Raw genomic sequence first — 15739 nt, forward strand, 5'->3', positions numbered from 1 at the left:
CGGTCGCGAAATGCGCGGGCCGCTGCTTCCGCGATCCGTTCCCGGCTGGCGCAGCCGGGCGGAGCGCTTCGACATGGCAGTGCTGGAGGCGTACGAACCGATCGAGCGCCGGTGGTCCGCCCGGATCAATGCGCTCGATATCGCCGTTGACGAGATCCCGCGGATGTCGCCGAAGGACCCTGAGAGTGTGCAGTGGCCCGCAGAGGTGGTGGCGGACGGTCCGATAGCGCTGGCGCGGCTGATACCCGCAGGCGTGGACGTCAGGGGGAATTCGACCCGGGCGCGAATTGTGTTGTTTCGCAAGCCCATCGAGCGCCGGGTCAAGGGAAGCGACGAGCTTGCCGAATTACTGCATGAAATTCTGGTGGCCCAGGTGGCCACCTATCTGGGCGTCGAACCGTCGGTCATCGACCCAACGATCGACGACGACTGAGCCGCTTACGCCTCAGATGATCCCACGTTTGAGGCGCCGGCGTTCGCGCTCGGACAAACCTCCCCAGATGCCGAATCGTTCATCGTGGGCAAGCGCGTAATCCAGGCAGGCGTTCTTGACTTCGCAGCCCTGGCAGATGCGCTTGGCTTCGCGGGTGGACCCGCCCTTCTCCGGGAAGAAGGCCTCAGGGTCGGTTTGCGCGCACAGGGCGCGTTCCTGCCACTGATCGTCTTCTTCTGTTGCCGGAGCAACATCAATTTGTTCGGGCACCAGACTCAGTTGAGGACGTCCGGCTGCCCCCATCGGTGTCGGCCCGGTGTTGATGTGCGGTGCGTTGTCCACCGAGCCGGCCATCCAGTTGTCAAACCGGACCACACGATCGAAATCGCCGCTCTCATAAGACATATCCCCCGCCTCCTCACTCGGTCTCGTAGATCCTAGTGGAGCCTCACTATCGAAATGTGCGGCCATTTCATTCGAACACTTGATCGAATCTCGGTAAGCGACACCGGAATCGGACACCGACCGCGAAATGACACTTATGTGATTACACACGTGTTAGCTGCTGGGGTCAAGCGCAAGAACAGGAATTCATACCATCTCGTGACATCAATCCGGCGCGTCGACACCTCGGCGTGTCCTGGTCGTGACGACGTCGTTTCCATGCCCGGCACCCCAACGCCTAGTCTCGGTCGTTGTGAAGATCACCGTTCTGGTCGGCGGAGTCGGCGGCGCACGGTTTTTGCTGGGCGTGCAGAAACTGCTGGGGCTCGGCGGCTTCGCCGAGGGCCCCGGCGAGCATGAACTCACGGCGGTCGTCAACGTCGGCGACGACGCCTGGATGTACGGAGTCCGCATCTGTCCGGACCTCGACACCTGCATGTACACCCTCGGCGGAGGCATCGACCCCGAACGCGGCTGGGGCCACCGCGATGAAACCTGGCACGCCAAAGAGGAACTCGCAGCCTACGGTGTGCAACCCGACTGGTTCGGCCTGGGCGACCGCGACCTGGCGACCCATCTGGTACGGAGCCAGATGCTGCGGGCCGGGTACCCGTTGTCCCAGGTGACGGAGGCACTGTGCAAGCGCTGGGCACCCGGCGCGCGCCTGCTTCCGGCCACCGACGACCGCAGTGAGACCCATGTCGTCATCACCGACCCCGACGATGGGGAGCGGCGCGCCGTCCACTTCCAGGAATGGTGGGTGCGTCACCGCGCCCAGGTGCCATCGCACAGCTTCGCGTTCGTCGGCACCGAACAGGCAACCGCTGGACCAGGTGTCACCGAGGCGATCGCCGATGCCGACGTGGTGTTACTGGCTCCGTCCAACCCGGTGGTCAGCGTCGGCCCCATCCTCCAGATACCCGGCATCCGCGGCGCACTGCGCTCGGGTGACGCCCCCGTGATCGGCTACTCTCCCATCATCGATGGAAAGCCATTGCGTGGCATGGCCGACAAGTGCCTGTCCATCATCGGCGTCGAGTCCACCTCGGAGGCCGTTGGACGGCATTTCGGTGCCCGCTCGGGCACCGGCCTGCTGGACGGCTGGCTCATACACGAAGGCGATCGCGCCGAGGTCGACGGTGTACAGGTGCGTTCGGTCCCCTTGCTCATGACTGATCCGGCGACCACCGCCGAAATGGTGCGGGCCGGCCTGGATCTCGCGGGAGTCTCGCTGTGAGCGCTGAGCACGGCTCAGCCGACCTGGTCGAGATCCTCCCGGTACCCGGCCTGCCCGAATTCGGTCCAGGAGACGACCTGGCCGGCACCCTTGCCGGCGCCGCACCGTGGTTGCGCGACGGCGATGTGTTGGTGGTCACCAGCAAGGTGGTCTCCAAGTGCGAAGGCCGCATCGTTGTCGCACCGTCCGATCCGGAGCAACGGGATGCGCTGCGGCGAAAGTTGATCGAGAGCGAAGCCGTCCGGGTGCTGGCGCGCAAGGGCCGGACGCTGATCACCGAGAACGCCATCGGACTGATCCAGGCCGCCGCCGGGGTGGACGGCTCCAACGTGGACGCCACCGAACTGGCCCTGCTGCCGGTCGACCCGGACGGCAGCGCGGCCGCGCTGCGGGACGGCCTGCGTGATCGACTCGGCGTGACGGTCGGCGTGGTGATCACCGACACCATGGGCCGGGCCTGGCGTAACGGGCAGACCGACTTCGCCATCGGCGCAGCGGGTTTGACGGTGCTGCACGGCTATGCCGGCGCGCGTGACCGGCACGGTAACGAACTGTTGGTCACCGAGGTGGCGGTGGCTGACGAGATCGCCGCCGCGGCCGACCTGGTCAAGGGCAAGCTGACCGCGATCCCGGTCGCAGTCGTCCGCGGACTCGGCCTGGCCGACGACGGATCGACCGCCGCCAAGCTGCTGCGCGCCGGGGAGGACGATCTGTTCTGGCTGGGTACCGCAGAAGCGATCCAGTTGGGCCGCAGCCAGGCTCAGCTCCTCCGCCGGTCGGTGCGCAGGTTCAGCAGCCAACCCGTGGCCGGCGAACTCATCGAGTCGGCGGTCAGCGAGGCGCTGACCGCGCCCGCCCCCCACCACACCCGTCCGGTACGGTTCGTCTGGGTCCGCGACACCGCCGCGCGTACCCGGCTGCTGGACCGGATGAAAGACCGGTGGCGCGCCGATCTTACCGGCGACGGCCGCTCCCCCGACTCCGTCGAGCGTCGGGTCAACCGCGGACAGATCCTCTATGACGCACCGGAACTGGTGATCCCGTTCCTGGTTCCCGACGGTGCTCACAGCTATGCCGACGCGGCCCGCACCGAAGCCGAACACACCATGTTCACCGTCGCCGTCGGGGCCGCGGTGCAGGCCCTGTTGGTCGCGCTGGCCGTGCGCGAGGTGGGCAGCTGCTGGATCGGGTCCACGATCTTCGCCGGCGACCTCGTGCGCGCCGAGCTGAATCTGCCTGACGACTGGGAGCCGTTGGGCGCGATCGCGATCGGCTACCCCGAGGAACCACAACCGCCGCGGGAACCGGTGCCGACTGACGGCCTGCTGGTCATCCGATGAGCGCGTGCGCGGACAGCGGCCGAACACCGTCGAGCCTGCATTCCTCGGCAGTGGATGTGCTGACCGGTTGGCACACCACCGATCCGGAGCAGGACTCGCTGCGCCACGCCTTGCTGGCCTTCCTGGCGGCGCGGCCCGACGCCTGCCAACGGGCATGTGTGCCCGGCCATATCACCGCCTCGGCGCTCGTCCTCGATGCCCGCGGTACCCGGACCCTGCTGACCCTGCATCCGCGTTTCGGCCGCTGGCTGCAACTCGGTGGACACTGCGAGGACAGCGACACCGACATCCACGCGGCCGCGTTACGCGAAGCCACCGAGGAGTCGGGTATCGCCGGGCTGACCATCGATCCGAACCTGGCGGCGCTACATGTGCATCCGGTGACCTGCTCGCTGGGTGTACCGACCCGCCACCTCGATATGCAGTTCCTGGTGCGGGCCCCGTCCGGCGCCGAAATCATCCGCAGCGATGAATCTCTGGATCTGCGGTGGTGGCCGTTGGATGCGCTGCCCGAAGGCACCGACTTCGGCCTGGCCCAACTCGCCGGGGTCGCCGTGCGTCGAGGCGCAGCGCCTCAGATGTCGGTCGAGTAGCGGATACCGCCGTCGGGGATCGCCACACCGGGCCACACCCGAGCGCCGCGCAGCAGCTCGCAGCGGGCACCGATATCGGCGCCGTCACCGATCACGCCGTCACGAATCAGCGCCCGCGGGCCGATGCGGGCGCCGAACCCGATGATCGAGCGCTCGATCACCGCCCCCGCTTCGACGCGCACGCCGTCGAAGATCACTGCGCCGTCGAGCCGGGCACCCGCACCGATCTCGGCTCCGCGGCCGATCACGGTACCGCCGATCAACAGTGCCCCCGGGGCGATACCGGCGCCGTCGTGCACCAGGGACTCGCCGCGCTGCCCGTTGAGTGCCGGCGACGGCGCGATTCCGCGCACCAGATCGGCCGACCCGCGGACGAAGTCCTCCGGGGTACCCATATCCCGCCAGTACGAGGCGTCGACGTATCCGCACACCCGCAGTCCGCGCGAGAGCACCTCGGGAAAGATCTCGCGTTCCACCGACAGCGCCCGGCCCCGCGGGATCTGCTCGATGATGGTGCGATTGAACACATAACAGCCGGCGTTGATCTGATCGGTGGGCGGGTCCTGGGTCTTTTCCAGGAACGCGGTGACCCGACCGTCGGCGTCGGTGGGTACGCAGCCGAAGGCCCGCGGATCACCCACCCGCACCAGATGCAGTGTGACATCGGCCTGGTGGGCGTCGTGCGATTCCAGCAGTGCCCCGAGGTCCGCTGCCGACAACACGTCACCGTTGAACACCATTGCGGTGTCGTAGCGCAGTTTGTCGGCGACGTTGGCGATCGCGCCACCGGTGCCGAGCGCCTCGGTCTCGGTGACGTACTCGATCTCCAGACCAAGTTCTGATCCGTCTCCGAAGGTTTTCTCGAAAACCTCCGCCTTGTAGGACGTACCCATCACCACATGACGGATACCGGCCGCGGCGATGCGCGTGAGCAGATGGGTCAGGAACGGCACCCCTGCGGTGGGCAGCATCGGCTTGGGCGCCGAGATCGTCAGCGGCCGCAGGCGGGTGCCCCTGCCGCCGACCAGTACGACCGCATCGACTTCGGCAGGATTGATCATCAACGCCCCCTCTTCGCCTGTTCACGCCGGGAACCACCCACTACCAGGCCCGCGCGGACCGCGAGTGCCCCCCGAATCGTCCACCGCAGTGGCGCCTGCCAGGCCGCGGGGTACCGGTCAGCCAGGAAAGTGTAGGTGCTGCGGTGATGGGCGGCCAAGTTGCGGGCCGGATCCCGGCCCGTGGAATGGCCCTTGTAGTGCAAAACCTCCGCGGACGGCACATAGACGTTCTGCCAGCCCGCCTCGGCAAGCCGATCTCCGAGGTCGACGTCCTCCATATACATGAAGTAGCGCTCGTCGAAACCCTTGATCTGTTCAAATGCCGCCCGCCGCAGCAAAAGGCATGAGCCCGACAGCCAGCCGACCGGACGTTCGCTGGGATCCTCCCGGTCCTGCCGGTAGGCCGCCGTCCACGGGTTGGCCTTCCAGAACGGGCCGACAACGGCATGCATGCCACCCCTGATCAGGCTGGGTTGATGTCGCGCGGACGGATAGACCGAACCGTCGGGATCGCGGATCAACGGCCCCAGCGCGCCGGCCCGCGGCCAACGGTCCGCGGCCTCCAGCAGCAAGTCGATCGATCGTGGTCCCCACTGCACGTCGGGATTGGCCACCACGAAAAACTCGGCCTGGTCGGGCACTTCGGTGGCGCCGCGATTCATCGCACTGCCGTACCCGAGGTTGCCGCCGGTGCGCAGCAGCCGGACGTTCGGATAGCGCTGCTCGGCCTCTTCCGGTGTGCCGTCGGTGGACCCGTTGTCGGCCATGATGACCGTCACCGGCCGCTCGGTGGCCAACGACAGCGATCCCAGGAACCGATTCAGGTGCGGCCCGGGCGAGTACGTCACCGTCACCACTACGAGCGGGCGGAGGCCTTCCTCTGTCACGGCGTAGAGGGTATCGGGCCGTTCTCGGTGATCGCCGCCGCCAGCGCCTCACGCCAGTGCCGCAGCGGACGCAGCCCGGCGGCAGCGGAACGCTGCTCGGACAGCGTCGTGTACGACGGACGGGGCGCCGGCCGTGGATGCCGCTCGGATCCGACGGGTCGTACCCGTTGCGGATCTGCGCCGACCGCACTGAACGTCGCCTGCGCCAGATCGAAACGGCTGGCCGCACCGACGTTGGCCGCGTGCAGCACGCCGGCCTCGACACCCCCGTCGGCGATCTGCAGCAGCGCCGCGGCCAGGTCGCCCACATAGGTCGGTGAGCCGACCTGATCGGACACGACGTCCACCGGCCCGTCACCGGCCGCCAGCCTGCGCATGGTCGCCACGAAGTCGGACCCGTCCCCGCCCCGGTACACCCACGCGGTCCGGACCACGTGCGCGTCGGGCTTCTCGGCGAGCACCGCATGTTCCCCTGCGAGCTTGGTGCGGCCGTAGACATTCAGCGGGGCGGTCTCGTCGTCGATCTCATAGGGGGTGCGACGCGCACCGTCGAACACATAGTCGGTGGAGACATGGACCAGACCAGCGCTGGCGTCAGCGCAAGCACGTGCGACGTTGCCCGCACCGACCGCGTTCACGGCATGCGCACGGGCCTCATCCGTCTCAGCGGCATCAACCTGCGTGTACGCCGCGCAGTTCACCACCACATCGGCGGCGCCGACTTTGCGACGCACCGCGCCGGCGTCGGTGATGTCACACTCCGAGGAGGTCAACGGCACCACTTCCCGTCCGCCGCGACGGGCCTGATCAGTCAAAACCCGCCCAACCAGACCTCCGGCCCCGATGATGACGATGCGCTGCGACATACCCTGAGTCTGGCACGCCGGTCCGCGTTACCCGGCTCACGCCCGTCCCGCAAGTAGCCTGTGCAGGTGCCTATCCACCTCCTACGCGCCATTGCTGTGGCGGCCACATCGGCCGTGGTGCTCGGGACGGGCGTGGCATGGACTCAGATCCGCTCGTTCGAATCCGGCATCAATCACATCAGCTCACCCGCCCTCGGCGAGGGCGGCGAGGACGGTGCCATCGACATCCTGCTCGTCGGGATGGACAGCCGCACCGACGCCCACGGCAACCCGCTGTCGCCCGAAGAATTGGCGGCCCTGCGGGCGGGTGACGACGTATCGACCAACACCGACACGATCATCCTGGTGCGCATCCCGAACAACGGGAAGTCCGCGACCGCGATCTCGATCCCGCGCGACTCCTACGTCGAAGCGCCGGGCTGGGGAAAGATGAAGATCAACGGGGTGTTCGGCGACGTCAAACTCGACAAGATGAAGCAGCTGGTCGAGGTCGAGGGCGAAGATCCCGCGGTCGCCGAACCGCAGGCCACCGAGGCCGGCCGCGAAGAGCTCATCCAGACCGTCGCCAACCTGACCGGCGTCACCGTCGACCACTACGCCGAGATCGGGCTCCTGGGCTTCGCGCTGATCACCGATGCCCTGGGTGGCGTCAACGTCTGTCTGAAAGATGCGGTGTACGAACCGCTTTCGGGTGCAGACTTCCCCGCAGGGTGGCAGAAGCTGGACGGCCCGCAGGCGCTGAGCTTCGTGCGGCAACGCCACGACCTACCGCGCGGCGACCTGGACCGCGTCACGCGCCAACAGGCCGTCATGGCATCGCTGGCCCACGAGGTCATCTCCAGCAAGACGCTGTCCAGCCCGTCCACGCTGGGCCGGCTGCAGGATGCGGTGCAGCGCTCAGTGGTGATCTCAGATGGTTGGGACATCATGGATTTCGCCGATCAACTGCAGAAATTGGCGGCGGGCAACGTGGCATTCGCGACCATTCCGATCCTGCGTGAGGACGGCTGGAGCGATGACGGGATGCAGAGCGTGGTCCGGGTCGAACCCACTGCGGTGAAGGAGTGGGTGAACGGGCTGCTGGAGGATCAGGACGAGGGCAAGACCGATGAGTTGGCCTACTCGCCCGACAAGACCACGGTCGAGGTCGTCAACGCCACCGACATCAATGGTCTGGCCGCCGCGGTGTCGCATGTGCTGACCGGCAAGGGGTTCACGCCCGGCAACACCGGCAATCACGAGGGCGAGCCGCTGCCAGGCAGCCAGGTTCTCGCCGCCAAGACCGATGATCTCGGCGCTCAGCAGGTCTCCAAGGATCTCGGCGGCCTGCCGGTAAGCGAGGACACTTCTGTCCCCCCGGGTTCGGTGCGGGTGGTGCTGGCCAATGACTACACCGGTCCCGGTTCGGGCCTTGACGGCAGCGACCCCATGCTGGACACCGTGGATTCCGCCTCCGCCGATGGCGGCGCGACGACCGACGGCTCCGACACCGGCCAGGAATCGGTGCCGCCGTCACCCATACTCACCGCAGGATCCGACGACCCGGAGTGTGTGAACTGACCACCCTGACTGCCGCGGTGCTGGACGCATTGTTGGCGAAAGATCCAGCCGGACCACGCATCACGTACTACGACGATGCCAGCGGTGAACGTATCGAGCTGTCGACGGTGACGCTGGCCAACTGGGCCGCCAAGACGGGCAACCTGTTACGCGACGAACTCGGGGCGGGGCCGGGAACCAGGGTGGCCGTGCTGCTGCCCGCACACTGGCAGACCGCGGCAGTGCTGTTCGGGGTGTGGTGGATCGGTGCCGAGGTGGTGATGGGCGCGAGCGGACGCGAGGAGCCGAGCTCCGCCGACATTGCATTGTGCACGGCCGCCCGGCTCGATGAGGCCGACGCCGCGGTGACAGGCGGTGAAGTCGCGGTGCTGTCGCTGGACCCGTTCGGCAAGCCCGCTGATGGCCTGCCCATCGGCGTCACCGACTATGCGACATCGGTGCGGGTGCACGGCGATCAGATCGTGCCCGAGCGTCAACCCGGTGCCGCGCTGGACGGCCGCTCGGTTGCCGACGTGTTGGCCGCGGCTCACACTTCGGCGGCGACGCAGGGCATCACCGCCACCGATCGCGTGCTCTCGACGGCGTCATGGGACAGCCCCGACGACATCGTCGACCACCTCGTGGCGGTCTTCGCGACCGGGGCCTCGCTGGTGCAGGTCGCCAACCCGGACCCGGCGGCCATGGACCGGCATCGCATCACCGAAAAGGTCACCCGCGGCTAGTTGGTCCCGCGCGCAACTTTCCCCCGCGAGCAGACAGTCTGATACCCGAAATTGCCCGCTTTTGGGTACCAGACTGTCTGCTCGCGGGTCAGGTGAGCGTCAAATCGTCACGCTCGAGCGGTTCGCCGGCCGCCTCGGCGAACGCCTCCAACGCCACCGTCAACCGTTCCCGGTCACCGGCTGCCAGGTTGCGCAGCACCCGCCGGACCGCAGTGCGCCGGTGCCGGTTGACCCGTTCGACGATCGACCGCCCGTCAGCGGTCAATGTCAATACGATTGACCGCCGGTCGTCCGGATCGTCGCGCCGGTCCAGAAACCCGGCCTTGAGCAGGCGATCACAGATCCTGCTTGCGCTGGGCGCGCCGACGTCCAGGCCCGAGGCGACGGCGCCGAGGCTCAGAGGGCCCTGCGTCGCGATCATCATCAACACCCGCAGCTGCGGCAGCGTGACCAGATCGTCGACCGCGGCGACCGAGGCCGCAGCGATGCCGACCAGGGCCCGCGACGCACGCATCACCGCGTCGACCTGAGCACCTGAAACACTGTCCGCCTCACGGCCTGTCACCGAGATCATGCAGGGATCATGCCGCTAACCGTTGCCTGCAGGCAACTATCTCCGATCGCGTTTAGAACTGTTGCTTCGAGGCAATAATTTATCCAGCACAACGAAGCACAACAATCCTGTGAACGTGTCCAGGAAGGGAGTCGCGGCGGCTATGCGTGCCTTGACGATCGTGCCGAAGCAGGCGAACACATTGCAGGTTGCCGACGCTGCAGATCCGGAACCCGCACCGGGGGAACTGCGCGTGCAAGGCCTGGCGCTCGGGGTGTGCGGCACCGACAAGGAGATCGCCCGCGGGGAGTACGGCTGGGCACCGCCGGACCGCGATCGGTTGATCCTCGGGCACGAATCCCTGGGCCGGGTCCTGCATGCTCCCCCGGACAGCGCTTTCGAGCCCGGCGATCTGGTGGTGGGTGTGGTCCGGCGCCCGGATCCTGTGCCGTGCCCAGCGTGTGCCCACGGCGAATTCGACATGTGCCGCAACGGTCGCTACACCGAACGCGGCATCAAAGAGATCGATGGTTACGGCAGCGAGCAGTGGTGTGTTGAAACGGATTACGCAGTGCGCCTCGATCCGCGTCTCGAACATGTCGGCATGCTGATGGAGCCGACGACGGTGGTGGCCAAGGCCTGGGAGCAGGTCCGCCGGGTCGGAGAGCGCGGCTGGTTCGAACCGGCGCGGGTGCTGGTCACCGGCGCAGGCCCCATCGGGTTGCTTGCCGCCCTGCTGAGCGTCCAACAGGGTCTGGACACCCATGTCCTGGACCGCGTCACCGACGGACCCAAACCTGGCATCGTCGAGGCGCTCGGCGCCACGTATCACCACGACGACATCTCCGACGTCGCGGGCAAGCTGCAACCCGACGTGGTGATCGAAGCCACCGGCGCCGGCCCGGTGGTATTCGGTGCGATTGCGAACACGGCGTCCTACGGGATCGTCTGCCTGACCGGGGTGTCGCCGACCGGGCGCATGTTGCGCATCGATGCGGGCGACGTCAACCGCGAGTTGGTGCTGGAGAACGACGCCGTGATCGGCTCGGTCAACGCCAACCTGCGCCACTATCATCAGGCCGCCGATGCGCTGGCCAAGGCTGACCTGGACTGGCTGGCCGGCTTGATCACCCGGCGGGTACCGCTGGCACGGGCCACCGACGCGTTCACCACCGCGCCGGACGACGTCAAGGTGGTCATCGACCTCGATTGCCCCTCACGTGCGCGAAATCTCAACACCGCGACGTGACGATGGCTCACATCGAGGACTACGCACTGCTCGGCGATCTGCAGACCGCTGCGCTGGTCAGCAGGCACGGCTCGATCGACTGGCTGTGCCTGCCCCGCTTCGATTCGCCGGCCTGCTTTGCCGCCCTCCTCGACGACGGCGACGAGGCAGGCAGTTGGCAATTGGCGCCCGCGGCCGACGGGGCGTCCGCCCGCCGACGGTACCGCGACGACTCGCTGATACTCGAAACCCTGTGGGAGACCGACGAAGGCGCGGTACGGGTCATCGACTTCATGCCGCCACGCGGCATCGCCGCCGACGTGGTACGCATCGTGGAGGGCGTACGCGGGCGGGTCGGAATGCGGATGACCCTGCGGCTGCGTTTCGACTACGGCCACGTGGTGCCGTGGGTGCGCCGCCGTGGCGAAGACCTGACCGCGATCGCCGGCCCGGACGCGGTCTGGCTGCGCACGCCGGTGGATACCCGCGGCGAGCAGATGTCGACCGTGGCTGAATTCGAAGTCTCTTCCGGGCAACGCATCCCGTTTGTACTCACCTATCAGCTGTCCCATCTGCCCCGGCCCGAGCCGGTCGACGCCGAACGTGCCCTCGTCGACACCGACAGATACTGGGCACAGTGGATGGAGCGGTGCAGCTACACCGGTCGGTGGCAGGCCGAGGTCAAGCGCTCCCTGCTGCTGCTGAAGGCGCTCACCTACGCGCCGACCGGCGGGATCGTCGCGGCGGCCACCACGTCGCTACCCGAACAGATCGGCGGACCACGCAACTGGGACTACCGCTATTGCTGGCTACGCGACGCGACGTTCACCCTGCAGGCGCTGCTGGGCACCGGCTTCGTCGCTGAAGCCCAGGCCTGGCGCGAATGGCTGGTGCGCGCGGTGGCAGGCGACCCGGCCAAATTGCAGATCATGTACGGGCTCGACGGCCGACGGCGGCTTCCCGAGTTCGAGCTTGATTGGCTTGGTGGTTATGCGAATTCGCGCCCGGTGCGCGTCGGTAACGCAGCCGCCGCGCAGTTTCAGCTCGACGTGTGGGGCGAGGTTCTCGATGGTCTGCATCTCGCCCGGGAAGCCGGCATGCACATCGACGAGACGGCGTGGGATGTCCAGCGGGCCCTGCTGGATTACCTCGAAGGACACTGGTGCGACGCCGACAATTCACTGTGGGAGGTTCACGGGGATCGCAGGCAGTTCGTACATTCGAAGGTCATGGCGTGGGCCGGTGTGGACCGCGCGGTACGCACCGTCAGCAATCATCACCTCGATGGTCCGGTCGACCGGTGGCGCGCCCTGCGCGACGAGATACACCGTGACGTCTGCACCAACGGCTATGACGCCGAACGCAATACATTCACCCAATCCTATGGCGCACCGGAGCTGGATGCCGCTCTGCTGCTCATCGGACGGGTCGGATTCCTGCCGTGGGACGACCCACGGATTATCGGGACCGTGGACGCCGTCCGCGACGAGCTCTGCAACGACGGGTTCGTACTCCGCTATCACCCGCAGAAGACCGACGACGGGTTGCCCGGCGGGGAAGGCGTTTTCCTGGCGTGCAGTTTCTGGCTTGCCGATGCGCTCGCCGGTATCGGCCGCACAGACGAGGCCACCGAGCTGTTCGAGGGGCTGCTGGGGTTGCGCAACGACGTCGGACTGCTCAGCGAGGAGTACGACACCGTCGCGCACCGGCAGATCGGCAACACACCGCAGGCGTTCAGCCTGGTCGGCCTGATCAACACGGCGCGCCAACTCAGCGGCCACCGCACCACCACGTCGGCGCGTGGCCGCGAACAGCATCTGTATAGCCACAGCGATTCGGGGTACCCGAATTCCACCGAATGACTGTCGTTGAGGAGGAACCGAACATGTCAGGACAAAACGTCGCCGATTACCTGCTGCAACGCCTGCGCGAGTGGGACGTGCGGAATGTGTTCGCTTTCCCGGGCGACGGCATCAACGCGATCCTGGCCGCCTGGGGCCGCGCCGAGGATCAACCGACGTTCATCCAGGCCAGGCACGAGGAGATGTGCGCGTTCGAAGCCGTCGGCTATGCCAAGTTCAGCGGCAGAGTGGGTGTCTGCATGGCCACCTCCGGTCCCGGCGCCATCCATCTGCTCAACGGCCTCTACGACGCCAAACTCGACCACGTGCCGGTGGTGGCCATCGTCGGCCAGACCAATCGCAGCGCGATGGGCGGTTCCTATCAGCAGGAGGTCGACCTGGCCAATTTGTACAAGGATGTTGCCGGCGCGTACGTCGAGACCGTCAACGTGGCCGAACAGCTGCCCAACGTGCTCGACCGCGCCGTCCGCACGGCGCTCGCCGAGCGGGCGCCGACGGCGCTGATCATTCCCGCCGATGTCCAGGAGTTGCCGTATACGCCACCCACGCACGAGTTCAAGATGGTGCCGTCGAGCCTCGGCGTGGACTGGCCCGCCATCGCTCCCGACGACGCGGCGATCGGCCGGGCCGCTGAGATCCTCAACTCCGGCAGCAAGGTGGCCATACTGGTGGGCACGGGCGCCCGCGATGCCCGCGAAGAGGTGGCCCAGGTTGCCGATCTACTCGGAGCGGGTGCGGCGAAAGCGCTGCTGGGCAAGGACGTTCTGTCCGACGAGTTGCCCTGGGTGACCGGATCGATCGGCCTGCTGGGCACCCGGCCGAGCTATGAGATGATGCGCGACTGCGACACGTTGCTCACGGTCGGGTCAAGCTTTCCCTACTCCCAGTTCATGCCCGAGTACGGCCAGGCCCGCGCAGTGCAGATCGACATCGACGCAAAGATGATCGGGATGCGTTACCCGTACGAAGTCAACCTGGTCGCGGACGCGAAAGCCGCGCTGCGGGCGCTCATCCCGCAGCTGCACCGCAAGTCCGACCGGTCCTGGCGCGAGACCATCGAGAAGAATGTGGCGCGCTGGTGGGAGACCATGGCGCTGCAGGCCGAGGTCAGCGCGGACCCGGTCAATCCGCTGCGGCTATTCGCCGAGCTGTCCCCGCAGCTCCCCGACAATGCGATCGTCACCGCCGATTCGGGTTCCTCGGCCAACTGGTATGCCCGCCTACTGCGGTTCCGCGGCGATATGCGGGGCTCATTGTCGGGCAACCTGGCCACCATGGGGCCCGGAGTGCCGTACGCGATCGGTGCGAAGTTCGCACACCCCGACCGCCCGGCGATAGCGTTCGCCGGTGACGGCGCGATGCAGATGAACGGGCTCGCCGAGCTCATCACCATCAAGCGCTATCACCGTCAATGGTCGGATCCCCGGTTGATCGTCGCGGTCCTGCACAACAACGATCTCAACCAGGTCACCTGGGAGATGAGGGCCATGGGCGGTGCGCCGAAATTCGCTGAATCCCAAACACTTCCCGATGTGAACTACGCGGCCTTCGCAGCCGGCCTCGGGCTGGGCGCGATGACGGTCACCGATCCCCGAGACCTCGGCGAGGCCTGGCGTCAGGCGCTGTCGGCTGACCGGCCCACGGTGCTGGACGTGCACACCGACCCCGATATGCCGCCGATTCCGCCGCATGCCACCTGGGAACAGTTCAAGTCGACCACTGCCGCAGTGCTCGAAGGTGACGAGGACAGTTGGGGATTCGTCAAGCAGGGCATCAAGGCCAAGGTGCAGGAATTCGTTCCCCACCGCGCTGAATGACGACGGCCGGGTCCGATCCGATGTCGACGGTCAACGCGGAGGTCACCGACCTGACTGCGGCTGCCTACACCATCCCCACCGACTCGCCGGAGGGCGACGGCACGCTGAGCTGGGACACGACCACGCTCATCGTGGTGACCGCCCGCTGCGGTGGGGTGACGGGCACCGGCTGGAGCTATGGCAGCGCCGCCGCGGTACAGGTGGTGGCCGATCTGCTTGCCGCGCAGGTGCTGGGGCGCAGTGCGCTCGACGTCACTGCCTGCTTCGATGTGATGGTCAAGGCGGTGCGCAACACCGGTCGCTCCGGCATTGCGGGTCAGGCGATCTCGGCCGTCGACGTGGCGCTGTGGGATCTCAAGGCGCGCCTGCTCGGTCTTCCGCTGCACCGGCTGCTTTCGGCGGTGCGCGAAACCGTCCCCGTCTATGGAAGCGGCGGCTTCACCACCTACCAGGACGATCAGCTGCGGCGCCAGCTGACCGAATGGACAGAAGACCTCGGCATCCCGAGGGTCAAGATCAAAATCGGCGAGTTGTGGGGTTCACACATGGCACGGGACGTGAGCCGGATCCGGCAGGCCCGCAAACTGATCGGCGACGACTGCGAACTGTACGTCGACGCGAACGGCGGCTACACCGCCAAACAGGCGGTGCGGATGATGCGGGAAGCGGCGGACTGCAACGTGATCTGGCTCGAGGAGCCGGTGTCCTCCGACGATCTGTCCGGGTTGGGGGCGGTGCGCGAAGCCGTGGATGCCGATGTGGCCGCCGGTGAATACGGATACGACCTGACGTATTTCCGCCGGATGTGCGAGGCGGGTGCCGTCGACTGCCTACAAGCCGACGCGACGCGTTGCGGCGGCATCACCGAATGGCTGCGCGTCGCGGCCGTGGCGGCCGCCCACAATCTGCAGATCTCCGCGCACTGCGCGCCGTACCTGCACGCCCACGTCGGAGCGTGCGTGCCCAACCTGCGCCACCTCGAGTGGTTTCACGACCACACCCGGATCGCCTTGCGGTTCTTCGAGGGCGCCGCGCCCCCGGTCGGCGGCGTGTTGCGGCTGTCCCCGGACAACCCCGGCCATGGCCTGACCCTCCGCGATTCCGATATCGAAACCCACCGAGTTGCATGAGAATTC

General features: G+C 67.1%; 15 protein-coding genes. 10 read left to right on the forward strand and 5 right to left on the reverse strand.

Annotated elements, in window-relative coordinates:
- The first annotated feature begins 10 nt into the window (after positions 1-10).
- Positions 11-433 (forward strand): metallopeptidase family protein, encoded by a 423-nt coding sequence (locus tag M1247_RS18290; protein WP_317157905.1) that lies wholly within the window; start codon positions 11-13, stop codon positions 431-433.
- A gap of 12 nt (positions 434-445) precedes the next feature.
- On the opposite strand, the gene M1247_RS18295 is transcribed toward M1247_RS18290, so the two are convergent.
- The gene (locus M1247_RS18295) at positions 446-838 is read right to left on the reverse strand and encodes a WhiB family transcriptional regulator (protein ID WP_410506894.1); all 393 of its coding nucleotides are present in this window, start codon (positions 836-838) and stop codon (positions 446-448) included.
- A gap of 292 nt (positions 839-1130) precedes the next feature.
- Here M1247_RS18295 and cofD point away from each other — a divergent pair, with 292 nt between their 5' ends.
- Genes cofD through M1247_RS18310 form a run of 3 tightly spaced genes read left to right on the forward strand, consistent with a single transcriptional unit; the run spans position 1131 to position 4047 of the window.
- Positions 1131-2114, forward strand: coding sequence for a 2-phospho-L-lactate transferase (gene cofD / locus M1247_RS18300; RefSeq protein ID WP_317157772.1), 984 nt, complete (start codon positions 1131-1133; stop codon positions 2112-2114).
- Positions 2111-3454, forward strand: a complete 1344-nt coding sequence (locus M1247_RS18305; protein WP_317157773.1) for a coenzyme F420-0:L-glutamate ligase — start codon at positions 2111-2113, stop codon at positions 3452-3454. Before cofD ends, M1247_RS18305 begins: the two co-directional genes overlap by 4 nt.
- The gene (locus M1247_RS18310; protein WP_317157774.1) at positions 3451-4047 is read left to right on the forward strand and encodes an NUDIX hydrolase; all 597 of its coding nucleotides are present in this window, start codon (positions 3451-3453) and stop codon (positions 4045-4047) included. The genes M1247_RS18305 and M1247_RS18310 overlap by 4 nt, the downstream gene beginning before the upstream one ends.
- Here M1247_RS18310 and manB read toward each other — a convergent pair.
- From manB to rfbD, 3 genes are read right to left on the reverse strand one after another with little or no spacing between them, the layout of a single operon-like run.
- Positions 4029-5108: a mannose-1-phosphate guanylyltransferase ManB gene (manB, locus tag M1247_RS18315; RefSeq protein ID WP_410506895.1), complete on the reverse strand. Its 1080-nt coding sequence runs from the start codon at positions 5106-5108 to the stop codon at positions 4029-4031. The two genes, M1247_RS18310 and manB, sit on opposite strands and share 19 nt — an antisense overlap.
- Positions 5108-5995, reverse strand: coding sequence for a glycosyltransferase family 2 protein (locus tag M1247_RS18320; RefSeq protein ID WP_317157775.1), 888 nt, complete (start codon positions 5993-5995; stop codon positions 5108-5110). The genes manB and M1247_RS18320 overlap by 1 nt, the downstream gene beginning before the upstream one ends.
- The gene (rfbD, locus tag M1247_RS18325; RefSeq protein ID WP_317157776.1) at positions 5992-6861 is read right to left on the reverse strand and encodes a dTDP-4-dehydrorhamnose reductase; all 870 of its coding nucleotides are present in this window, start codon (positions 6859-6861) and stop codon (positions 5992-5994) included. The genes M1247_RS18320 and rfbD overlap by 4 nt, the downstream gene beginning before the upstream one ends.
- A gap of 66 nt (positions 6862-6927) precedes the next feature.
- Here rfbD and M1247_RS18330 point away from each other — a divergent pair, with 66 nt between their 5' ends.
- Positions 6928-8421 (forward strand): LCP family protein, encoded by a 1494-nt coding sequence (locus M1247_RS18330; protein WP_317157777.1) that lies wholly within the window; start codon positions 6928-6930, stop codon positions 8419-8421.
- The gene (locus M1247_RS18335) at positions 8418-9143 is read left to right on the forward strand and encodes a TIGR03089 family protein (RefSeq protein WP_317157908.1); all 726 of its coding nucleotides are present in this window, start codon (positions 8418-8420) and stop codon (positions 9141-9143) included. The genes M1247_RS18330 and M1247_RS18335 overlap by 4 nt, the downstream gene beginning before the upstream one ends.
- Positions 9144-9231: 88 nt before the next feature.
- Here the strand turns inward: M1247_RS18335 and M1247_RS18340 are convergent, their stop codons facing one another.
- Entirely contained in the window at positions 9232-9717 is a 486-nt protein-coding gene (locus M1247_RS18340; protein WP_317157778.1) for a MarR family winged helix-turn-helix transcriptional regulator, read from the reverse strand.
- 115 nt (positions 9718-9832) lie between these two features.
- On the opposite strand from M1247_RS18340, the gene M1247_RS18345 reads away from it, so the two are divergent.
- From M1247_RS18345 to M1247_RS18360, 4 genes are read left to right on the forward strand one after another with little or no spacing between them, the layout of a single operon-like run.
- Positions 9833-10945, forward strand: a complete 1113-nt coding sequence (locus M1247_RS18345; protein ID WP_317157779.1) for a glucose 1-dehydrogenase — start codon at positions 9833-9835, stop codon at positions 10943-10945.
- Positions 10946-10947: 2 nt separating this feature from the next.
- Entirely contained in the window at positions 10948-12786 is a 1839-nt protein-coding gene (locus M1247_RS18350) for a glycoside hydrolase family 15 protein (protein ID WP_317157909.1), read from the forward strand.
- 23 nt (positions 12787-12809) lie between these two features.
- On the forward strand, positions 12810-14603 hold the full coding sequence (locus M1247_RS18355; RefSeq protein WP_317157780.1) for a thiamine pyrophosphate-requiring protein: 1794 nt from the start codon (positions 12810-12812) through the stop codon (positions 14601-14603).
- On the forward strand, positions 14600-15733 hold the full coding sequence (locus M1247_RS18360) for an enolase C-terminal domain-like protein (RefSeq protein WP_317157781.1): 1134 nt from the start codon (positions 14600-14602) through the stop codon (positions 15731-15733). The genes M1247_RS18355 and M1247_RS18360 overlap by 4 nt, the downstream gene beginning before the upstream one ends.
- Positions 15734-15739: the final 6 nt, after the last annotated feature.

Source organism: Mycobacterium appelbergii (assembly GCF_032883035.1).
GTDB lineage: Bacteria > Actinomycetota > Actinomycetes > Mycobacteriales > Mycobacteriaceae > Mycobacterium > Mycobacterium appelbergii.

Bases quoted from the DNA above. Each gene is read 5' to 3' on its own strand.
- M1247_RS18355 (WP_317157780.1), top strand. From the start codon at position 12,810: ATGTCAGGACAAAACGTCGCCGATTACCTGCTGCAACGCCTGCGCGAG.
- M1247_RS18310 (WP_317157774.1), top strand. From the start codon at position 3,451: ATGAGCGCGTGCGCGGACAGCGGCCGAACACCGTCGAGCCTGCATTCC.
- M1247_RS18360 (WP_317157781.1), top strand. From the start codon at position 14,600: ATGACGACGGCCGGGTCCGATCCGATGTCGACGGTCAACGCGGAGGTC.
- M1247_RS18340 (WP_317157778.1), bottom strand. From the start codon at position 9,717: ATGATCTCGGTGACAGGCCGTGAGGCGGACAGTGTTTCAGGTGCTCAG.
- M1247_RS18350 (WP_317157909.1), top strand. From the start codon at position 10,948: ATGGCTCACATCGAGGACTACGCACTGCTCGGCGATCTGCAGACCGCT.
- rfbD (WP_317157776.1), bottom strand. From the start codon at position 6,861: ATGTCGCAGCGCATCGTCATCATCGGGGCCGGAGGTCTGGTTGGGCGG.
- M1247_RS18295 (WP_410506894.1), bottom strand. From the start codon at position 838: ATGTCTTATGAGAGCGGCGATTTCGATCGTGTGGTCCGGTTTGACAAC.
- manB (WP_410506895.1), bottom strand. From the start codon at position 5,108: ATGATCAATCCTGCCGAAGTCGATGCGGTCGTACTGGTCGGCGGCAGG.
- M1247_RS18290 (WP_317157905.1), top strand. From the start codon at position 11: ATGCGCGGGCCGCTGCTTCCGCGATCCGTTCCCGGCTGGCGCAGCCGG.